Genomic DNA, 18,595 nt, shown 5'->3' with positions numbered 1-18,595 from the left:
CAGGCAGTTCGACAGGCAGGAGCAGGGGCTTTGAGTGAGTCGGCGACGTCTGCAGTGCCGGGGATGACGGTGGCGTCCGCTTTCGCCGGGATGAGAAGCGTGGCTCCGGTGGTGTTCCGGGCGGGCTGCCCGGACTGCCGGGGCAGCTTCGAACTCGCCGCGAGCGCGCTGCGCCTCGCCATCGGCGCGACCAGCCGTACGACCTTCTACTCCTTCACCTGCCCCGAGTGCGGTGTCTCCGTTCGCAAGCCGGCCGGCGAGCGGATCGTCGAGCTGCTCACCGGCGGCGGGGTCAGCACCCTGCGGCTGCACTCCACGCTCTAGGACCGTCTAGGCTCGGCGGCATGTTCTGGCCGATGTTCGCGGTAGCCGTGGGTTTTCTGGGTCTCGTCGTGCTCGGTGTGCTCGCCGTGCGGGTCTTTCTGGAGGCGCAGCGCCTTGGCAGGCAGGTCACGGAGTCGGCGGGGCGCATCAGCAGAGCGGCCGAGGATCTGGAGCGGGCGACGGTGAGCGCGGCCAGGGCTGTGGACTCGCTGTAGGCGCCTCAAGTATTGGGTGTGAGTCCTGCGCCGCATGCGTTTTGGGCCACTTCGCCCTGTCACCCTGACGGCCCGGGCAGGTACGCTGCAGGTCGCGGCACGGAGAACGAGGCCCGGTCCGCAGACAGGGAGTACGCACGGGGATTGCCTCACGTTTACCCCCGAGCGTTACGATCGCTGGCATCACGGCTGTTCGGACACTTGTCCGACCGGTCGGACAGCACCCATCCCAGCCGCCTCGGTGAGAAGGTAAAGACTTATGTTCGGAAGGCTCGGAGCCCCCGAGATCATTCTCATCCTCGTCGTCATCATCCTGCTGTTCGGCGCGAAGAAGCTTCCGGACATGGCGCGCTCGCTGGGCAAGTCCGCGCGCATCCTGAAGAGCGAGGCGAAGGCGATGAAGGACGACGGCAAGTCCGCCGCCCCGGCCGACCCGCCGAACAACACCACCGGCGACGACCAGCAGCCCCCGGCTCAGCGCATCATCCAGTCCGCCCCCGGCGACGTGACCAGCTCGCGCCCGGTCAACGAGCCGACGGACACCACCAAGCGCTGACGCAGGGCCGGTGACCGCCGGCCCGCCGCACGAGATGGGAACGTGGGTTGCTGAAGTCTGCCCGCAATGAGGAGAAGGATCCCGAGGGGCGGATGCCCCTCGCGGAGCACCTTCGTGAGCTCCGCAACCGGCTCGCGAAAGCGCTGCTCGCGATCGTCGTCATCACCGTCGTCGCCGCCTTCTTCTATCAGGACATCATCAACTTCTTCACCAAGCCGGTCCTGGAGTCGGTCGGCTGCCCGAAGTCGTTCGAGGAACTGGCCAAGACGGCGCGCGATCAGAACCCGTGCGCGCAGATCACGATCAACGGTCTGCTCGCTCCGTTCACGCTGGCCCTGAAGGTGTCCCTGATGGCCGGTGTCGTTCTGGCCGCACCGGTCTGGTTGTACCAGCTGTGGGCCTTCGTCGCCCCCGGCCTGCACAAGCACGAGCGGAAGTACGCCTACGCGTTCGTCGCCACGGGCTTCCCGCTCTTCCTCGCCGGCGCCTACTTCGCCTACAAGGTGCTGCCCAAGACCGCCGACGTCCTGATCGAGTTCACTCCGTTCGGCGTCGACAACCTGCTGCCGCTCGACGATCTGCTCGATCTCGTCACGCGCATGGTGATCGTCTTCGGCCTCTCCTTCGAGCTGCCCCTGCTGCTGGTGATGCTCAACTTCACGGGCGCCATCACCGGCAAGCGCATGCTCGGCTGGTGGCGCGGCATGATCATGGGCATCACGGTGTTCGCGGCGATCGCGACGCCGAGCACCGACCCGCTGACGATGATGGCCCTCGCCGGACCGATCTGGGTCCTGTACTTCGGCGCGGTCGCCGTCTCCCTGGTCAACGACCGCCGCAGGAGCCGCCGCGAGGCCATGGGCCCCGCCGACGACGAGGCCTCCGACCTGGACCTGACCCCCGACGACATCGGCGGGGTCGAGACCGTCTCCGCGAGCCGGGCGCTGCCCGAGCAGGCCAGCGGCGACCGGGTCAACGGATACGACGACGTGACCTGATCGCGGCGGTTGCCGAAGAATTGCGGCCGGGGCGCCTACGGGGCGCACCCGGCCGCTTCCGTTGCGCGGCCGTGAGCTGCGGAGATCCCGGGTTTGCCGAGCGCGGATCCGGATAATGATCGTCCTGTTGTCAGTGGCGCCCGGTACGCTCGAAAGCACGATGACAGAGGACCTCTCTCCGGCCGAGCGGTACGCGGCAGCGCGCAGGCGTGCTGCCGAGCAGGCCACCGCGCTCGCCTCCTTCCGCGAGATGTACGACTTCGGCCTCGACCCCTTCCAGATCGAGGCCTGCCAGGCGCTCGAAGGGGGGAAGGGCGTGCTGGTGGCCGCGCCCACCGGCTCCGGCAAGACGATCGTCGGCGAGTTCGCCGTCCACCTCGCCCTGATGCAGGGCAAGAAGTGCTTCTACACGACACCCATCAAGGCGCTGTCGAACCAGAAGTACGCCGACCTGTGCCGCCGTTACGGCAACGGCATGGTCGGTCTGCTCACCGGTGACAACAGCGTCAACCCCGACGCCGCCGTGGTCGTGATGACCACCGAGGTGCTGCGGAACATGCTGTACGCCGGGTCGCAGACCCTCCTCGGCCTCGGCTACGTGGTCATGGACGAGGTGCACTACCTCTCCGACCGGTTCCGCGGCGCCGTATGGGAGGAAGTGATCATTCACCTTCCCGAGTCGGTCACCCTCGTCTCCCTGTCGGCGACCGTGTCCAACGCCGAGGAGTTCGGCGACTGGCTCGACACCGTCCGCGGCGACACCGAGGTGATCGTCTCCGAGCACCGGCCCGTGCCGCTGTTCCAGCACGTGCTCGCCGGGCGGCGGATGTACGACCTGTTCGAGGAGGGCGAGGGCCACAAGAAGGCCGTCAACCCCGACCTCACGCGGCTGGCCCGCATGGAGGCGACCCGGCCCTCCTACCAGGACCGCAGACGCGGCCGCGCCATGCGCGAGGCCGACCGGGAGCGCGAGCGCAGACAGCGCTCACGGGTGTGGACGCCGGGGCGGCCCGAAGTCATCGAACGGCTCGACGCCGAGGGGCTGCTGCCCGCCATCACCTTCATCTTCAGCCGCGCCGCCTGCGAGGCCGCCGTACAGCAGTGCCTGCACGCGGGACTGCGGCTGAACGACGAGGAGGCGCGGGAAAAGGTGCGTGCCCTCGTCGAGGAGCGCACCGCCTCCATCCCGACCGAGGACCTCCATGTCCTCGGCTACTACGAGTGGTTGGAGGGCCTGGAGCGCGGCATAGCCGCACACCACGCGGGCATGCTGCCGACCTTCAAGGAGGTCGTCGAGGAGTTGTTCGTCCGCGGCCTGGTGAAGGCCGTGTTCGCCACGGAGACGCTCGCGCTGGGCATCAACATGCCCGCACGCTCGGTGGTGTTGGAGAAACTCGTCAAGTGGAACGGCGAGCAGCATGCCGACATCACGCCCGGTGAGTACACCCAGTTGACGGGGCGTGCGGGACGGCGTGGCATCGACGTCGAGGGTCATGCCGTGGTGCTGTGGCAGCGCGGCATAAGCCCGGAGCACCTCGCGGGACTCGCCGGCACGCGTACGTATCCGCTGCGCTCCAGCTTCAAGCCGTCGTACAACATGGCGGTCAACCTCGTCGAGCAGTTCGGCCGGCACCGCTCGCGCGAGCTGCTGGAGACGTCCTTCGCGCAGTTCCAGGCCGACAAGTCGGTCGTCGGGATCTCGCGGCAGGTGCAGCGCAACGAGGAAGGGCTCGAAGGCTACAAGGAGTCCATGACCTGCCACCTCGGGGACTTCGAGGAGTACGCGCGACTGCGCCGTGAACTCAAGGACCGCGAGAACGAGTTGGCCCGGCAGGGTGCCGTGGAGCGGCGCGCGGAAGCCGCGGTCGCGCTGGAGAAGCTCAAGCCGGGCGACGTCATCCATGTGCCGACGGGCAAGTACGCCGGTCTCGCGCTGGTGCTGGATCCCGGACTGCCCGCCGGGCGGTCCAACGGGCATCGTGGGTTCGAGCACCACGACGGCCCGCGCCCGCTCGTCCTGACCGCCGAGCGGCAGGTCAAGCGGCTGGCGTCCATGGACTTCCCGGTGCCCGTCGAGGCGTTGGAGCGGATGCGGATCCCGAAGTCCTTCAACCCGCGCTCCCCGCAGTCCCGCCGGGACCTCGCCTCCGCGCTGCGCACCAAGGCCGGGCACATCGCGCCGGAGCGGCACCGCAAGCGGCGCTCCCAGGCGGCGGACGACCGGGAGATCGACCGGCTGCGCGCCGCGCTGCGCGCGCACCCCTGCCATGGCTGCAGCGACCGCGAGGACCACGCCCGGTGGGCCGAGCGCTACCACCGGCTGCTGCGGGACACCTCGCAGCTGGAGCGCCGTATCGAGGGTCGCACGAACACGATCGCGCGCACCTTCGACCGGATCGTCGCGCTGCTGACCGAGCTGGACTATCTGCGCGGCGACGAGGTCACCGAGCACGGCAAGCGGCTCGCGCGGCTCTACGGCGAACTCGACCTGCTGGCCAGCGAGTGCCTGCGCGAGCGGGTGTGGGAAGGGCTCGGGCCGGCCGAACTGGCCGCGTGCGTCTCGGCGTTGGTGTACGAGGCGCGGGTCGGGGACGATGCGATGGCGCCGAAGCTGCCGTCCGGCAAGGCCAAGGCCGCGCTCGGTGAGATGGTGCGGATCTGGGGGCGGCTGGATGCCCTGGAGGAGGATTTCCGGATCACCCAGAGCGAGGGGGTTGGGCAGCGTGAACCCGATCTCGGCTTTGCGTGGGCCGCGTATATGTGGGCGAGTGGGTCCGGGCTGGATGAGGTGCTTCGGGAGGCGGAGATGCCGGCCGGGGACTTCGTGCGGTGGTGCAAGCAGGTGATCGATGTGCTCGGGCAGATTTCGGCGGCTTCTCCTGTGGAGGGGTCGACTGTGGCCAAGAATGCGCGTAAGGCTGTGGACGGGTTGCTGCGGGGGGTTGTCGCCTACTCGTCGGTGGGGTGATTGTTTCGCGGGCGGGCGCGGGTGAGTTGTGGCTTGTCGCGCCCGCGCGGCGGAGCCGCATATGGATGCAGCCCCGCGCCCCTTCTCGGCGTTGCAGTCGTCCTCTCTCAAGACGTGCTGGTGAGGATCACCAACTGCTGCGTCGCCCGCGTCATCGCCACATAGCGGTCCACTGCTCCCTCGATGCCCTCGCCGAACTCCTCCGGGTCGACGAGCACCACCAGGTCGAACTCCAATCCCTTCGACAGTTCCGGCGTCAGTGACTGGACGCGGTCCGTCGGGCGGAGTGTGGGGGCGCCGATGACGCAGGCGGTGCCTTCGATGTGTGCGGTGAGCCAGTCGGTCAGGATCGAGTCGAGGTCTGAGAGCGGTCCGTGGGTGACCGGGACGCCGCTGCTGCGGATGGACGTCGGCACGTTGGCGTCCGGGAGCGCGGTGCGGATGACCGGCTCGGCCTCCGTCATGATCTCTTCCGGCGTCCGGTAGTTGATGCTCAGGGACGCCAGGTCGATCCGGTCGAGGCCGATGCGCTTGAGGCGTTCCTGCCAGGACTCGGTGAAGCCGTGCCTGGCCTGGGCGCGGTCTCCGACGATGGTGAAGCTCCGGGACGGGCAGCGGAGCAGGAGCATCTGCCACTCGGCGTCGGTGAGCTCCTGGGCCTCGTCCACGACGATGTGCGCGAACGGGCCGGCCAGCAGGTCGGGGTCGATGGTGGACAGTTCGGCCTGGTCGACCAGGCTGACCTGGGCGTCCTCGCCGCGCAGCATCGTCACCAGGCCTATGCCGTCGTCACCGTCGGCGCCGGAGTTGGACACGGCCTCGATCAGATTGTCGACGACCTGCGTCATGCGCTCGCGCTGGGCGGCGAGGATGGCCTTGTGCCGGCGCTTCTGCCGGGCCGTCTCGGGGTCGCCCAGGCGCTGCCGTGCCGCGTCCAACAGCGGCAGGTCGGACACCGTCCAGGCCTGGGGGTCCGTGCGCTGGAGGCTGTGCACCTCGTCGCGGTCGAGCCAGGGCGCGCACATCCGCAGGTACGCCGGCACCGTCCACAGGTCGCCGACCAGGTCCGACGCTTCGAGCAGCGGCCAGGCGCGGTTGAAGGCCGTGAGCAGCTCCCGGTTCTGCGCCAGCGACCTGCGCAGCAGCTGGGGCGAGACCGTGCCGTCCTCGGCCGAGGCCTCGTCGTCGTGCTTGTCGACCAGGATCGTCAGCAGCTCCTCCCAGACCTGCTCGCGCGCCTCGTTGTGCGGGGTACCGGGTTCCGCCGCCTCGAACGCCGTGGCCCAGTCGGTGGCGCTCAGCCGGATGTCGGACCAGTGGGTGGCGACCGTCATGCCCTTGGCGGGCGGCTCCTCGTAGAACCTGACGGCCTTCTCGATCGCCTTCACCAGGTCCGCGGACGACTTCAGCCGGGCCACCTCCGGATCGGCCTCGACCCCCGCCGCGGCCCCCTCGGCGACGAGGTCCCGCAGGATGCAGGTCTGCACGCCCTCCTCGCCGAGGCTGGGGAGGACATCGGCGACGTACGCCAGATACGGCCGGTGCGGACCGACGAACAGGACGCCGCCCCGACGGTGACCGAGGCGGGGGTCGGAGTGGAGCAGGTAGGCGGAGCGGTGCAGGGCGACGACCGTCTTCCCGGTGCCCGGACCGCCGTCGACGACGAGTGCGCCGCGTGATCCCGCGCGGATGATGGCGTCCTGGTCGGCCTGGATGGTGCCGAGCACGTCCCGCATCCGGGGCGATCGGTTGGTGCCCAGACTGGCGATGAAGGCGGACTGGTCGTCGAGTGCGGCGTGCCGTTCGAGTCCGTCCGGGGTGAACACCTCGTCCCAGTAGTCGCTGATCCGGCCGCCGGTCCAGCGGTACCTGCGGCGGCTCGCCAGACCCATCGGGTTGGCGTGGGTGGCTCCGAAGAACGGCTCGGCGGCGGGGGAGCGCCAGTCGACCAGCAGTCGGCGGCCCTGGCTGTCGGTGAGGCCGAGTCGTCCGATGTACGTCGGCTCGGAGTCGTCCGAGCCGACCATGTGCCCGAGGCACAGGTCCAGGCCGAAGCGGCGCAGGGTGCGCAGACGGGAGGTCAGCCGGTGGATCTCCGCGTCCCGGTCCATCGCCTCCCGGCCCAGGCCGCCGGGCGCCCTGCGCTCGGCGTCGAGTCGGTCGGACACCTCGGCGATCGACTCCTCCAGGCACTGAGCGAGAGCCGCGAAGTACCGCTCGTCGCCGGCGATCAGAGTGGGGTCGGCCTTGGCGGAGAGGCGGGCGGGCAGGTCGAACGTGCCGGTGGTCAGGGGGGTCACTGCGAAGGGCTCCGATCTGAGGTCGTCGCTGACGACCGTTCGCGGGCGGCAAGGTGTGTGGAGGGCGGTGTTCCGGGTGCCGGCTCGACGGCGCCGCGGGGTTCACGCGAACACGGGTTGCCCTACGTCATCAACAGCACACGCACTGTGTGATCCCCCATTTCCGCAGGTCCTGGTGCCTAGGCCGACGATTCTGCGGGAGGAGGGGGGCCTTGCCGCAAGCCCCCCAGTGCGCTATAAGTTGAGAGTGGCAAGGAGGGAGTGACCTCCTTGCCTTTGTCTTTTCAGCGGTCTTTTCAGCGGCGGCCGTCCCTGAGAGACGAGCGGCCGCCCCTCAGATACGCTCGCCAGCCCCCGTACGACGTGATGTCCTCAGCGTCCGTGAGGGCCCCAGGCTCGCACAGGAACCCCGGTACGCGGCTGCCATCCTCCAGTTCCACGCTCCCCAGCGCCATAGGGCGCGGCAACTCGGCGAGGAGCCGGCCGAGCCCCTCCGCCGGGAGCCGCCACACCTCGGCCTCGATGGAGGCGCCGCCCGCGCCGGCGCCGACGTGGACCAGGCCCGGCTTGGGCGGGGTCGTGGACAGGGCGTGCAGGCGGTATACCGGTGCCGTGGCGGTCGTACGGTCGAACCGGGCGCCCAGGGCCACGAGTTGAGGGTTGAGGGGCTGGTCGCAGAGGTGGGCCCCGACCACGGCGAGGCGGACCTCCGGGCGGAGCAGGGCGGCGATCCGGGCCAGCCGTTCGTCCGTGAACGCCGGGCCGATCAGCATCACGCCGAAGGGGAGGCCGCTCACCTCACCGGCCGGGACGGCGACCGCGGCCAGGTCGAACAGGTTCGTGGAGTTGGTGAAGCGGCCCAGGCGGGCGTTGGCCCCCAGCGGGTCGGCGGCCACCTCGGCGAGGGTGGGATGGCCGGGCGCTGTCGGGAGCAACAAGGCGTCCACGTCGGCGAGTTCGGCTTCCGCGCGGGAGCGCAGGGCGGCGAGCCGGTCCTGGTCGGCGAAGAGCCGGTGGGCCGGGATGTCGCGGGCGCGGGTGATGATGCCGGTGACGGTGGGGTCGAGGGTGCCGTCGCCCGCTGCCAGCGCCTTGTCGACAAAGCTCCCCACGGCCGTGTAGCGCTCGGCGACGAAGGCCCCCTCGTAGAGCATGGCGGCGGCTTCAGTGAAGGGGGCGAGGTCGACGGTGCGGATCTCGGCGCCGGCCGCGCTGAGCTGCCGTACCGCCGCCTCGTACGCCTCGGCCCAGCCTGGGTCCAGCTTGCCGAGCTGCTCCACGGGCGGGACCGCGATCCGCCAGGGCCCCGGTGCGCGCTGGGGGAGCGGGGGCAGGGCGCGGGCGGGCGGGGACGCCATGAAGGACAGCGCCTGCTCGGCCTCCGGCAGTGTCCGCGCGAACACCGTCACGCAGTCGATCGAGGCGCAGGCCGGGACGACGCCCTCCGTCGGGACGAGACCCCGGGTCGGTTTGAGGCCGACGATGCCGTTGAAGGCGGCCGGGACCCGGCCCGAGCCGGCCGTGTCCGTGCCGAGCGCGAAGTCGACGATGCCGAGTGCCACCGCGACGGCCGAGCCCGCGCTGGAGCCGCCGCTGATCCTGGCCGGGTCATGGGCGCCCCGCACCGTGCCGTAGGGGGAGCGGGTGCCGACCAGGCCCGTCGCGAACTGGTCGAGGTTCGTCGTGCCGAGGACCAGCGCGCCGGCGGCACGGAGCCGGGCGACCACGGGTGCGTCGGCCTCGGGTTCGTAGGCGTACGAAGGGCACCCCGCTGTCGTGGGCAGGCCCTGGACGTCGATGTTGCCCTTGGCGGCGAACAGGCGGCCCGCGAGCGGGAGTTGCTCGCCCGCGGCCACGCGTTCGTCGATGATCCGGGCCTCGTCCTCGACCGCTGCCCGCGGGCGCAGATCGATCCAGATCTCGGGGCGGTCCACGGCTTCGATCCGGGCGTAGGCGGCGCGGACGCGGGACAGAGCGCTCGACATTCTTTGTTCTCCTCGCGATTCAGCTCGTGGCGGGGGCGAGGACGACCAACGCCGTCCCCGCCTCCACCAGATCCCCGGGTCCGACCAGGACCTCCACGACCACGCCGGCCATCGGCGCGTGCACCCTGGACTCCATCTTCATCGCCTCCAGGGCGAGCAGCGGCTGTCCTGCCGTCACCTCGTCACCCGGCCGGACGCCGAGCTGCCACACGGACGCCGCGAACTCGGCCTCGACGAGCCGCCCGCCGGCCGGGACGGTCACCTCGACCGCGGGCGCGGCCGGCGCCGTCGCCTCGTCCACCCGCGCGAACTCTCCGGCCGCCTCCCACGCGTCCCGCTCCGCCGCGAAGGCGGCCCGCTGCCGGCCCCGGAACTCCGCGATCGACTCGGCGTTCTCGTCCAGGAAGGCCCGGTATCCGGCGAGCGAGAAGGTGCCCTCCTCGATGCGCGGCACGAACCGCCCGGACGTGATGTCCGCCCGCAGCTCCAGCAGCTCCTCGGCGCCCACCGGGTACCACCGGATCCGGTCGAAGAACCGCAGCAGCCAGGGCGACCCCGGCTCGAACGCCCCGCGCTGCTGCCAGCCCGACCACACCTGGGTCGTACGGCCCACGAACTGGTAGCCGCCGGGCCCCTCCATGCCGTAGACGCACAGGTAGGCGCCGCCGATGCCGACCGAGTTCTCGGCCGTCCAGGTGCGCGCCGGGTTGTACTTGGTGGTCACCAGGCGGTGCCGCGGATCCAGCGGGGTCGCCACCGGGGCGCCCAGGTACACATCGCCCAGCCCCAGGACCAGGTACTCCGCGTCGAAGACCGTGCGGTACACGTCCTCGACCGACTCCAGGCCGTTGACGCGGCGGATGAACTCGATGTTCCAGGGGCACCAGGGCGCGTCGTCGCGTACGCCCGCCACGTAGCGGGCGATGGCCTCGCGGGTGGCCGGGTCGTCCCAGGAGAGGGGGAGGTGGACGGTGCGGGACGGGACGACGAGCTCGTCGGTGGGCGGCAGGGACGCGGCCAACTCCCTTATGTCAGCGAGGAGTTCGTGCTGCGGCAGTCTGCTCGGGTCCGTCTGGATCTGCAGGGAGCGGATGCCCGGGGTCAGGTCGGTGATTCCATCCCGGTCGGTCGCGGTGACCGCCTCCATCAGCGCGTGGACGCGCATGCGCAAGGCCAGGTCCAACTGCATCGGCCCGAACTCGACCAGCAGGTTGTCGTCACCGCTGCGGCGGTACGTCACATCGCCGTCCCGTGCCAGGACGCCGCCGTCGACGATCGCGGGGCGTTCCCGGCCCGTCACGTCCACCGGCACGAACCGCACCGTGTCGCCCGGCCGCAGTTGCCCCAGCTTCCAGCGCTCACCGCTGATCACCGTCGCCGGGCACACGAACCCGCCGAGCGACGGGCCGTCCGGGCCGAGCAGCACCGGCATGTCACCGGTGTAGTCGACGGCGCCGACGGAGTACGGCGTGTCGTGGATGTTGGACGGGTGCAGGCCCGCCTCACCGCCGTCGGCGCGGGCCCAGCGCGGCCGGGGGCCGACGAGCCGGATGCCGGTCCGCGCCGAGTTGAAGTGGACCTTCCAGTCGGCGGCGTAGAAGTCGCGGATGTCGTCCTCGGTGAAGAACTCCGGTGCGGCGTGTGGCCCTTCGACGGCCGCGATGTGCCATACGGCCCCGAAGGACGGGCGGTCGGGCGCGGGAAGCGGCGATCCGTCCACGACCGTTCCGCCGTGCAGCACGTCGCTCGTGCGCAGCGCCCGCCCACCGTGCCCGCCGAACCGGCCCAGCGTGAAGGTGCTCGCGCTGCCCAGGAAGGCGGGGACGTCGAGACCGCCGGCGAACAGGATGTACGTCCGCAGGCCGTGCTCGGTGGGGGCTCCGATCTCCAGTACGGCCCCTGTCGGCACCGTCACCGGTTCCCACTGCGGCACCGCCGTACCGTCGACGGTGACCGGGGCCGGGGCGCCGGTCACGCACACGGTGGTGGGGTGGGTGAACCTCAACGTCGGTCCCTGGAGCGTGCATTCGAGCCCCGGTGCGCCCTCGTGGTTGCCCAGCGCCCGGTTGCCGAGCCGGAAGGACATGTCGTCCATCGGGCCGCAGGGCGGCACGCCGACCTGCCAGTGGCCGGTGCGGCCCGGCCAGTCCTGCACGGTGGTGAGGGTGCCGCCGGAGACGACCTCGATGCGGGGCGTCGGGTCGGTGACGGCCGTGAGGGTCGCCGTCGAGTGGGCGGCCCCGCGGAAGTCCCGGGCGGCGAGGGCGGCCCGCAGCAGGCCGAGGTTCGTCTCGATGCCGTCCACGCGGGTGCGGGCCAGCGCCTCGTCCAGCCGTTCCAGCGCGTGGGCGCGGTCGGGGCCGTACGCGATGATCTTCGCGAGCATCGGGTCGTACGACGTCGTCACCTCGGTGCCCGTCTCGACCCAGCCGTCGACCCGCACCCCGCTCGGGAACTCGACCCGCGTCAACAGGCCCGCGCTGGGCCGGTGTTCGCGCGAGGGGTCCTCGGCGTAGAGGCGGGCCTCGACGGCGTGGCCGCGCGGTGCGCCTGGGGCGCGGACGACGTCCCGTTCGCCGCGGGCCAGGCGCAGCATCCAGGCGACCAGGTCGACGCCGTAGATCTCCTCGGTGACCGGGTGCTCGACCTGGAGGCGGGTGTTGACCTCCAGGAACCAGGCCTCCTCGCGGGCGGCGTCGTACACGAACTCGACGGTTCCGGCGGAGCGGTAGCCGACGGAGGCGCACAAGTCGCGGGCGGAGATGGCGAGTTGCGCGCGGATGTGCGGGGGGAGTCCTGGTGCCGGGGCCTCCTCCACGACCTTCTGATTGCGCCGTTGCAGCGTGCAGTCCCGGTCGCCGAAGGTGACCACCCTGCCCTCGCCGTCGCCGAAGACCTGCACCTCGACATGGCGGGCGTGCTCGACGAGCCGCTCCAGGAAGACGCCGGCGGAGGAGAAGGAGGCGGCGGCGACCCGCTGCACCCGCTCCCAGGCCTCGGTCAGTTCGGCGACGGATCGACATGCCGACATGCCGATACCGCCCCCACCGCCGGTCGCCTTGAGCATGACGGGATAGCCGATGACCCGGGCCTCGTCGAGGGCCTCGGCGAGTGACCCCAGCAGCCCCGTCCCCGGCGCCAGCGGTACGCCCGCCGCCTCGGCCGCCGCCCGAGCGGTGTGCTTGGCGCCGAACAGCTCCAGCTGCTCGGGGGTCGGGCCCACGAACACGATCCCCGCGTCCTCGCAGCGCCGCGCGAACGCCGCGTCCTCGGACAGGAAGCCGTAGCCGGGGTGGATCGCCCCGGCCCCGCAGTCCTTGGCCGCCTTCAGCACCAGGTCGGCGTCGAGGTACGACTCCTTGGCGGGCGCCGGTCCGAGGCGTACGGCCTTGTCGGCGAGGCGGACGTGGGGCGCCGCGCGGTCCGGGTCGGAGAACACGGCGATCGTGCGCAGGCCCAGCTCGCGGGCCGTGCGGATGATGCGGACGGCTATCTCGCCCCGGTTGGCGACGAGCAGCGTGTCGAAGCTCATGCGCCGCCCGCCCCCGGTGCCTCGCCCGCGTCCGTGATCGTCATCTCCACGGCCGTCGGGTCGAAGCCGTTGCAGGGGTTGTTGATCTGGGGGCAGTTGGAGACGAGGACGAGGACGTCGCGCTCGGCGCGCAGGGTCAGGGACAGCCCCGGGGCCGAGATGCCGTCGACGATGCCGAGGGTGCCGTCCTTCTCGACCGGCACGTTCATGTACCAGTTGACGTTGGAGACCAGATCACGCTTGCCGAGGCCGTACTTCGCCCCCTCGGCGAGGAAGTTGTCCACGCACGCGTGCTGCGACCAGGTGTGGTGGCCGTAGCGCAGGGTGTTGGACTCCTTCGAGCAGGCGCCGCCGACCGTGTCGTGGCGGCCCACCTCGTCGTCGACGACCGTCATCAGCGGCGTGTGCTCGTTCGACATCAGCACGCTGCCCGTCGTCAGGAAGATGCCGCCCTGCGCGTGGATGGTGTCGGGCGCGCTGTAGCGGACCGATGTGTCGTGGGCGTCGTACACGAGGAAGTCGACGGCCTGGTTGCCGTGCAGGTCGGTGATGGTCAGCGTCCCGCCCTCGCGGACGACGGACGACCAGGCGGCGCGGGCGGGAACGACGGTCGTGCTCGTGCTCATGCGAGCCCCCTCGCGGCAAGGAATTCGGCGGTGTTGAGGAAGGCGCGGCGGCCCTCGGGGGTGGCGTCCCAGAGCGGGTCGCCCGGGGCGGTCGGTGCCGCGCGCCAGGCGAGCACCTCCAGCGAGGTGCTGACGTACTCGGGGCGCGGGTCGGCCGGATGCGGCACGTTGGCGATCAGCACGGTCAGGTCCTGCTCGGCGCGCAGGGTCACGTCGGCGCCGGGTCCGGCCGAGCCGGTGAAGTCGAGGGTGCCGTCCTCGCGGACCTCGACGCTCTGGAAGAAGGACAGCGACGGGGGCAGGTCCCGGGGCTCCAGGCCGTTCTTCGCCGCCGCCAGCTTGAACAGTTCACGGCCGGCGGGGGAGGGGGACTGCGGGGTGCCGTCGCCGTAGCGCTCGGTGTTGCGGACGAGGGTGGACGTGCCGCACAGGGCGTCGTGGCGCCCGGAGGTGTCGGCGACGACGCTCGCCAGCACGCGGCCCTGGTCGGAGAGCAGCAGGCGGCCCTCGCGGAGGTAGGCGTTCCACTGCACCTTCACCGTGTCGGCGACGTTCAGCCGCTCCCAGGGGCGGTCGGCCACGTACAGCAGCAGATGCGCGCAGGCGTCGCCGCGCAGATCGGTCAGCCGCAGCTCCGTGCCGCGGGCCAGCACCTTGTGCGTGTAGCCGCCGCCCGCCACCGTCTCGGCCCACACGAGGTGTCCCGCCTCGCAGGGCGGCGCCGGCCAGTCCCGGGCCGGCACGACGGGCATGGCCTCGGCGCGGGTCCCCTCCTGGGCGCGGGCGTGGTCACGGGCTCCGTACGTGGTCTTGGTCGCCATGCGCGGGACCTCCGGCTCGGGTGTCGGCCTGCGGGCTCTTTTCTGTCGCCCGACAGAAATTAGGGGCGGGGTGGGTCGACGGGATTGCGGGGGTGTTGCCGTGCGGTAACCGCGGCGCCCGCTGCATACCCGGACCCCACCGCCTTCACGCAAGCCGCAGAAGCGGTACGGCGGCGGACCCGCGCCGCCGACGCCCGTGCGGAGCCGGCCCGAAGTGCGCGCGGCGCTCGCCGACGCCCGCTCGGAGATCGCCTTACGCCCCGATGTGCGAGGATCGAACCCATGGGTACGTCAGGTGGGCAGGCAGGTCGGCGGGTGGGCAGGCCGCGGGCCGCTCAGCGGCCGGACAGCGGGCTTGAGCCGCGTGCCGAACTCCTCGCGGCCGCCGCCGAGTTGTTCACCACCCGGGGCTACGCCGCCACCACCACCCGCGCCGTCGCCGAGCGCGCGGGGATGCGGCAGGCGTCCATGTACCACTACGTCTCCGGCAAGGAGGAACTCCTCGCCGAGCTCCTGGAGTCCACGGTCACGCCCTCGCTCGCGTACGCCCGTGAACTCCTCGCCGACGACGCGACCCTGGCCGGGGACCGGCTGTGGCGGCTGTGCCGCGCGGACGTGGAGCTGCTCTGCGGCGGCCCGCACAACCTGGGCGGGCTGTACCTGCTGCCCGAGGTGCGCACCGAACGCTTCGCCGGCTTCCACGCCGTGCGCGCCGAACTCAAGGACGCCTACCGCCAGTTGCTCGTCGCCACGGCCGCCGGCGGCGCGCTCGCCAAGAGCGAGCTGGACCTGCGTACGGATCTGCTCTTCGGTCTGATCGAGGGCGTCATCCTCGTGCACCGCTCCGACCCGGAGCGCCCGGTGTCGGTGTTCGCCGAGGCGACGGCGGACGCCGCGCTGCGCATCGCGGGGATCTGAACATCCGGCCGAACGGGGTCTGAATCCCCTTCTGAATCCCGGCCCTTCACCCGTCACGGTGAGTGATTTTCGTACGCTCGTACGCCGTAACGTACGGTGTGCGATTGTGAGCTGAGCGTATAAATGGGGCCGAGGGTACTCCTGTCGCACGCCTCATTTCAGGTGCTTGCTGAATATGACACAGCGATGATCCGGTCGGACTAAGCTCGCCCGCAGCGCACCGAGTTGAGGCGTATTCGTGCGCTTGTTCCCAAACGCGCAGAAGATTCCGACATACCCATGACGTACCCCGCTGCAAGCTCCCCCTACACCCACCCGATTAGTTTCAGAGGGCCCACATGGTGAGCGTTCAATCCCCGCCCCGTCGCCGTGAACTCCCGTATGCGCGCGTCCTGTTGCTGCCCGCCATAGTGATGGCCGCGGCAACCGGCGCCGCCGTCGCCGTGGTGGCGGAACCGGCCCGGACGGCCGTCGGCGTGTGCGGTGCCGTGGCCCTGTTGCTCGTGCTGGCATCCGCGGCCGAAACGGTGCGCCGCGGCCGCACCCTGCGGGACGAGCGGGCCGAGCGCGCCCGTCACACCGCGTATCTGGAACGGCGTGTCGCCGCCCACGACGAGGAGATGACCCGCCTCGCCACGGAGGTCACGCCTGCCGCCATCTACCGGCTGCGGTGCGGCAATTCACCCCATGAGGTGATGCGCGACCTTGCCGAGATCGACCCGACCTACGCCCAACTCTCCCCGGCGCAGCTCGCGTTGGTGAAGTCGATGCTCGACATCCTCGACCACGAGGAAGCCCTGCGTGACTCCGCCCAGCGCTCCTTCGTCAACATCGCCCGCCGCGTCCAGGCGATCGTCCACCAACAGGCCGTGGAACTGGGCGAGATGGAGGAGGACCACGGGCGCAACCCCGAGGTTTTCGACGACCTGCTGCGCATCGACCACGGCACCATGCTGATCGGCCGCCTCGCCGACTCCATCTCCGTGCTCGGCGGCGGTCGCCCCGGCCGTCAGTGGCCCAACCCCGTCCAGCTGTACAGCGTGCTGCGCGGTGCCATGTCCCGCATCCTGGAGTACCGGCGCATCAAGCTGGACTCCATCGCCCAGGTCAACGTCCGCGGTATCTCCGTCGAGCCGGTCATCCACGCGGCGGCCGAACTCCTCGACAACGCCACGCGCTACTCGCCGCCGCAGACCGAGGTGCATGTCACCGCCACCGAGGTGCAGACCGGCATCGCGATCGAGATCGAGGACGCGGGCGTCAGCCTCAGCGAGGAGGCCCGGACCCGGGTCGAGGGCATGCTGGAGCGCGCCAAGGTCGGCGGAGACCTCCAGGAACTCGGCGAGTCCCCGCGACTGGGCCTGGCCGTCGTGGGCCGCCTGTGCACGGCGTTCAACATGCAGGTCTCCCTGCGCACCTCCGCGTACGGCGGTGTCCGCGCCGTCCTCGTGATCCCGCGCGAGATGCTCACCACCGACGCCGCGCCCGGATACGCGCACGGCATCGGTGCCGTAGCGGCGCCCAAGCTCGGCCCCGGTGCGCTCGAAGGGCCCAAGCGCACGCCCAAGAAGCGGCGCCCCACCAGCCCGAAGATTCCCGCCGCTGTCTCCATGGAGGACGACGTCCCCGTGGTCACCGAATGGACCGCGGGCGGGCTGCCCCAGCGCCGCAGCCGGGTCAAGACCCCGCTCAGCAAGCGGCTCGCCGAGCAGGCGGCCATCGAGCGGGCCGAACGGGAGGGCCGGCCGACCGTCTGGTCGACGCCGAAGCCCGAACCCGCGCCCCTGCCCGAGCCCGTGGCGGACGAGCCCGCCCCCGGTGCGTGGGTCGAGGCGTTCTGGAACGGACTCAAGAACAAGCCCGACCCCTACACACTCCAGCCGCGAACCCAACCGGCCCGCCGCGAGGCCGACGACGAGGGGGACCCCAAGTGATCCAGCAGCGCGCCAACTTCGACTGGATGCTCAAGGAGCTCCACGACGGCGTACCGGGCATCGAGATGATCGTGGTGCTCTCCGCCGACGGCCTGCGCATCGCCCGCTACGGCGGCGACCCGGACACCGCCGACCGCGTCGCCGCGGCCTGCGCCGGTCTGCAGAGCCTGGCGAGCGCGGTCGCCACGGAGATCCCGAACAGCGACGGCAAGATGAAGATGGTCCTCATCGAGATCAACGGCGGCTACTTCTATCTGATGGCCGCCGGCGCCAACGCCTATCTCGCCGTGCTCTCCGACACGTTCGCCGAGCCCGGGCTGATGAGCAACCGCATGTCCGACCTCGTCGGCCGCATCGGCGCCCATCTCACGAGCCCGTCGAGGCGCAACGGGCAGACCGTATGACTCCTCCGCAACGCCAGCGGCGATACCCCCAAGGGCAAGCGCCCCCACCACCGCCCCCGCCGAGGCAGAAGAAGAACCCGGAACGGCTCTTCGTGGTGGCCGGGAAGGACGGCGCCGAGCGCGCCGAACTCGACCTCGTCACCTTAATCGTGGCGAGCGCCGACCCACCGCCCTCCGCCGCGCCCGAGCAGACGGCGCTGCTCCGGCTCTGCACTACCCCCCTGTCCGTGGCCGAGCTCTCGGCCTATCTCAGTCTGCCGTTCAGCGCGATGACGGTCCTGCTCACCGACTTGCTGACGGCCGACCTGGTGACGGCCCGCGCCCCGCTCGTGCGTCAGGCCGTCGCCGACCGGTCCCTTCTCGAAGCGGTGATGCATGGACTTCAAAGGCTCTGACACCATCCCCGGTCCACGGACCGACGAGCAGTTGCCGCCCACGGCCGAGGCCGCGGTCAAGATCGTGATCGTGGGCGGCTTCGGGGTCGGCAAGACGACCATGGTCGGCTCGGTCAGCGAGATCAGGCCGCTGACCACCGAAGAGACCATGACGCAGGCTGGCATCGGTGTCGACGACAACTTCGGCTCGGACACCAAGACGGCCACCACCGTCGCCATGGACTTCGGCCGCATCAGCATCACCGACCAGCTCGTGCTGTACCTCTTCGGCACGCCCGGCCAGGAGCGCTTCTGGTTCCTGTGGAACGGGCTGTTCGAGGGCGCGCTGGGCGCGGTCGTGCTGATCGACACCCGTCGGCTCGAAGTCAGCTTCGACGTGATAGGGCGACTGGAGGAGCGCGGCGTACCGTTCGTGGTCGCCGTCAACTCCTTCCCCGACGCGCCCCGTTACGCCGTCGACGACCTGCGCGCGGCGCTCGACCTCGACCCGGAGATCCCGATCGTGGAGTGCGACGTCCGCCGCCGGGCCTCCAGCCGTGACGTCCTGATGACACTGATGCACTTCCTGCACTCGCTCGCCATGTCGGGCGCGCTCAGGTAAAGCGCGCTCAGGTAGGGC

Annotated in this window: 15 protein-coding genes; 10 read left to right on the top strand and 5 right to left on the bottom strand. The window is 70.9% G+C overall.

All coding sequences use genetic code 11. The annotated features are described in order from the left end of the window. Positions 1-30: 30 nt before the first annotated feature. The 5 genes from ACIA8X_RS22375 (at position 31) to ACIA8X_RS22355 (ending at position 5,061) form a co-directional block, all read left to right on the top strand. Positions 31-324 carry a hypothetical protein gene (locus tag ACIA8X_RS22375; protein WP_393461226.1) on the top strand — a complete coding sequence of 98 codons (294 nt, stop codon included), beginning with the start codon at positions 31-33 and terminating at the stop codon, positions 322-324. A 20-nt stretch (positions 325-344) separates the two neighbouring features. Then, complete coding sequence (locus ACIA8X_RS22370) at positions 345-539, top strand: hypothetical protein (protein ID WP_093909055.1); 195 nt, start codon at positions 345-347, stop codon at positions 537-539. 259 nt (positions 540-798) lie between these two features. Next, positions 799-1,095, top strand: a complete 297-nt coding sequence (gene tatA / locus ACIA8X_RS22365; protein ID WP_393461228.1) for a Sec-independent protein translocase subunit TatA — start codon at positions 799-801, stop codon at positions 1,093-1,095. Between the two features lie 47 nt (positions 1,096-1,142). Further along, positions 1,143-2,093, top strand: coding sequence for a twin-arginine translocase subunit TatC (gene tatC, locus ACIA8X_RS22360; RefSeq protein ID WP_399458946.1), 951 nt, complete (start codon positions 1,143-1,145; stop codon positions 2,091-2,093). Positions 2,094-2,208: 115 nt separating this feature from the next. After that, the gene (locus ACIA8X_RS22355) at positions 2,209-5,061 is read left to right on the top strand and encodes a DEAD/DEAH box helicase (RefSeq protein WP_399458945.1); all 2,853 of its coding nucleotides are present in this window, start codon (positions 2,209-2,211) and stop codon (positions 5,059-5,061) included. A gap of 107 nt (positions 5,062-5,168) precedes the next feature. On the opposite strand, the gene helR is transcribed toward ACIA8X_RS22355, so the two are convergent. The 5 genes from helR to ACIA8X_RS22330 form a co-directional block, all read right to left on the bottom strand. Beyond that, positions 5,169-7,361, bottom strand: coding sequence for an RNA polymerase recycling motor ATPase HelR (gene helR, locus ACIA8X_RS22350; RefSeq protein ID WP_399458944.1), 2,193 nt, complete (start codon positions 7,359-7,361; stop codon positions 5,169-5,171). A 296-nt stretch (positions 7,362-7,657) separates the two neighbouring features. Beyond that, complete coding sequence (gene atzF / locus ACIA8X_RS22345; RefSeq protein WP_399458943.1) at positions 7,658-9,346, bottom strand: allophanate hydrolase; 1,689 nt, start codon at positions 9,344-9,346, stop codon at positions 7,658-7,660. Positions 9,347-9,365: 19 nt separating this feature from the next. After that, entirely contained in the window at positions 9,366-12,878 is a 3,513-nt protein-coding gene (locus ACIA8X_RS22340) for a 5-oxoprolinase/urea amidolyase family protein (protein WP_399458942.1), read from the bottom strand. Next, complete coding sequence (locus ACIA8X_RS22335; RefSeq protein WP_393461240.1) at positions 12,875-13,504, bottom strand: urea amidolyase associated protein UAAP2; 630 nt, start codon at positions 13,502-13,504, stop codon at positions 12,875-12,877. The genes ACIA8X_RS22340 and ACIA8X_RS22335 overlap by 4 nt, the downstream gene beginning before the upstream one ends. Beyond that, entirely contained in the window at positions 13,501-14,325 is an 825-nt protein-coding gene (locus ACIA8X_RS22330; RefSeq protein WP_399458941.1) for an urea amidolyase associated protein UAAP1, read from the bottom strand. The genes ACIA8X_RS22335 and ACIA8X_RS22330 overlap by 4 nt, the downstream gene beginning before the upstream one ends. A gap of 282 nt (positions 14,326-14,607) precedes the next feature. Between ACIA8X_RS22330 and ACIA8X_RS22325 the strand changes: the two genes are divergently transcribed. The 5 genes from ACIA8X_RS22325 to ACIA8X_RS22305 all read left to right on the top strand — a co-directional run bounded on the left by ACIA8X_RS22325 (position 14,608) and on the right by ACIA8X_RS22305 (position 18,577). Continuing rightward, on the top strand, positions 14,608-15,243 hold the full coding sequence (locus tag ACIA8X_RS22325; protein ID WP_399458940.1) for a TetR/AcrR family transcriptional regulator: 636 nt from the start codon (positions 14,608-14,610) through the stop codon (positions 15,241-15,243). Positions 15,244-15,581: 338 nt separating this feature from the next. Further along, on the top strand, positions 15,582-17,177 hold the full coding sequence (locus tag ACIA8X_RS22320; RefSeq protein WP_393461246.1) for a sensor histidine kinase: 1,596 nt from the start codon (positions 15,582-15,584) through the stop codon (positions 17,175-17,177). Beyond that, the gene (locus ACIA8X_RS22315) at positions 17,174-17,581 is read left to right on the top strand and encodes a roadblock/LC7 domain-containing protein (protein WP_031486688.1); all 408 of its coding nucleotides are present in this window, start codon (positions 17,174-17,176) and stop codon (positions 17,579-17,581) included. Before ACIA8X_RS22320 ends, ACIA8X_RS22315 begins: the two co-directional genes overlap by 4 nt. Further along, the gene (locus ACIA8X_RS22310; RefSeq protein WP_393461248.1) at positions 17,578-17,976 is read left to right on the top strand and encodes a DUF742 domain-containing protein; all 399 of its coding nucleotides are present in this window, start codon (positions 17,578-17,580) and stop codon (positions 17,974-17,976) included. Before ACIA8X_RS22315 ends, ACIA8X_RS22310 begins: the two co-directional genes overlap by 4 nt. Continuing rightward, positions 17,957-18,577: an ATP/GTP-binding protein gene (locus ACIA8X_RS22305; RefSeq protein ID WP_393461250.1), complete on the top strand. Its 621-nt coding sequence runs from the start codon at positions 17,957-17,959 to the stop codon at positions 18,575-18,577. Before ACIA8X_RS22310 ends, ACIA8X_RS22305 begins: the two co-directional genes overlap by 20 nt. The last annotated feature ends 18 nt before the right edge of the window (positions 18,578-18,595 follow it).

The organism is Streptomyces sp. NPDC051738, assembly GCF_044453205.1.
Classification (GTDB): Bacteria; Actinomycetota; Actinomycetes; order Streptomycetales; family Streptomycetaceae; genus Streptomyces.
This window is presented reverse-complemented; position numbering and strand designations above follow the sequence as displayed.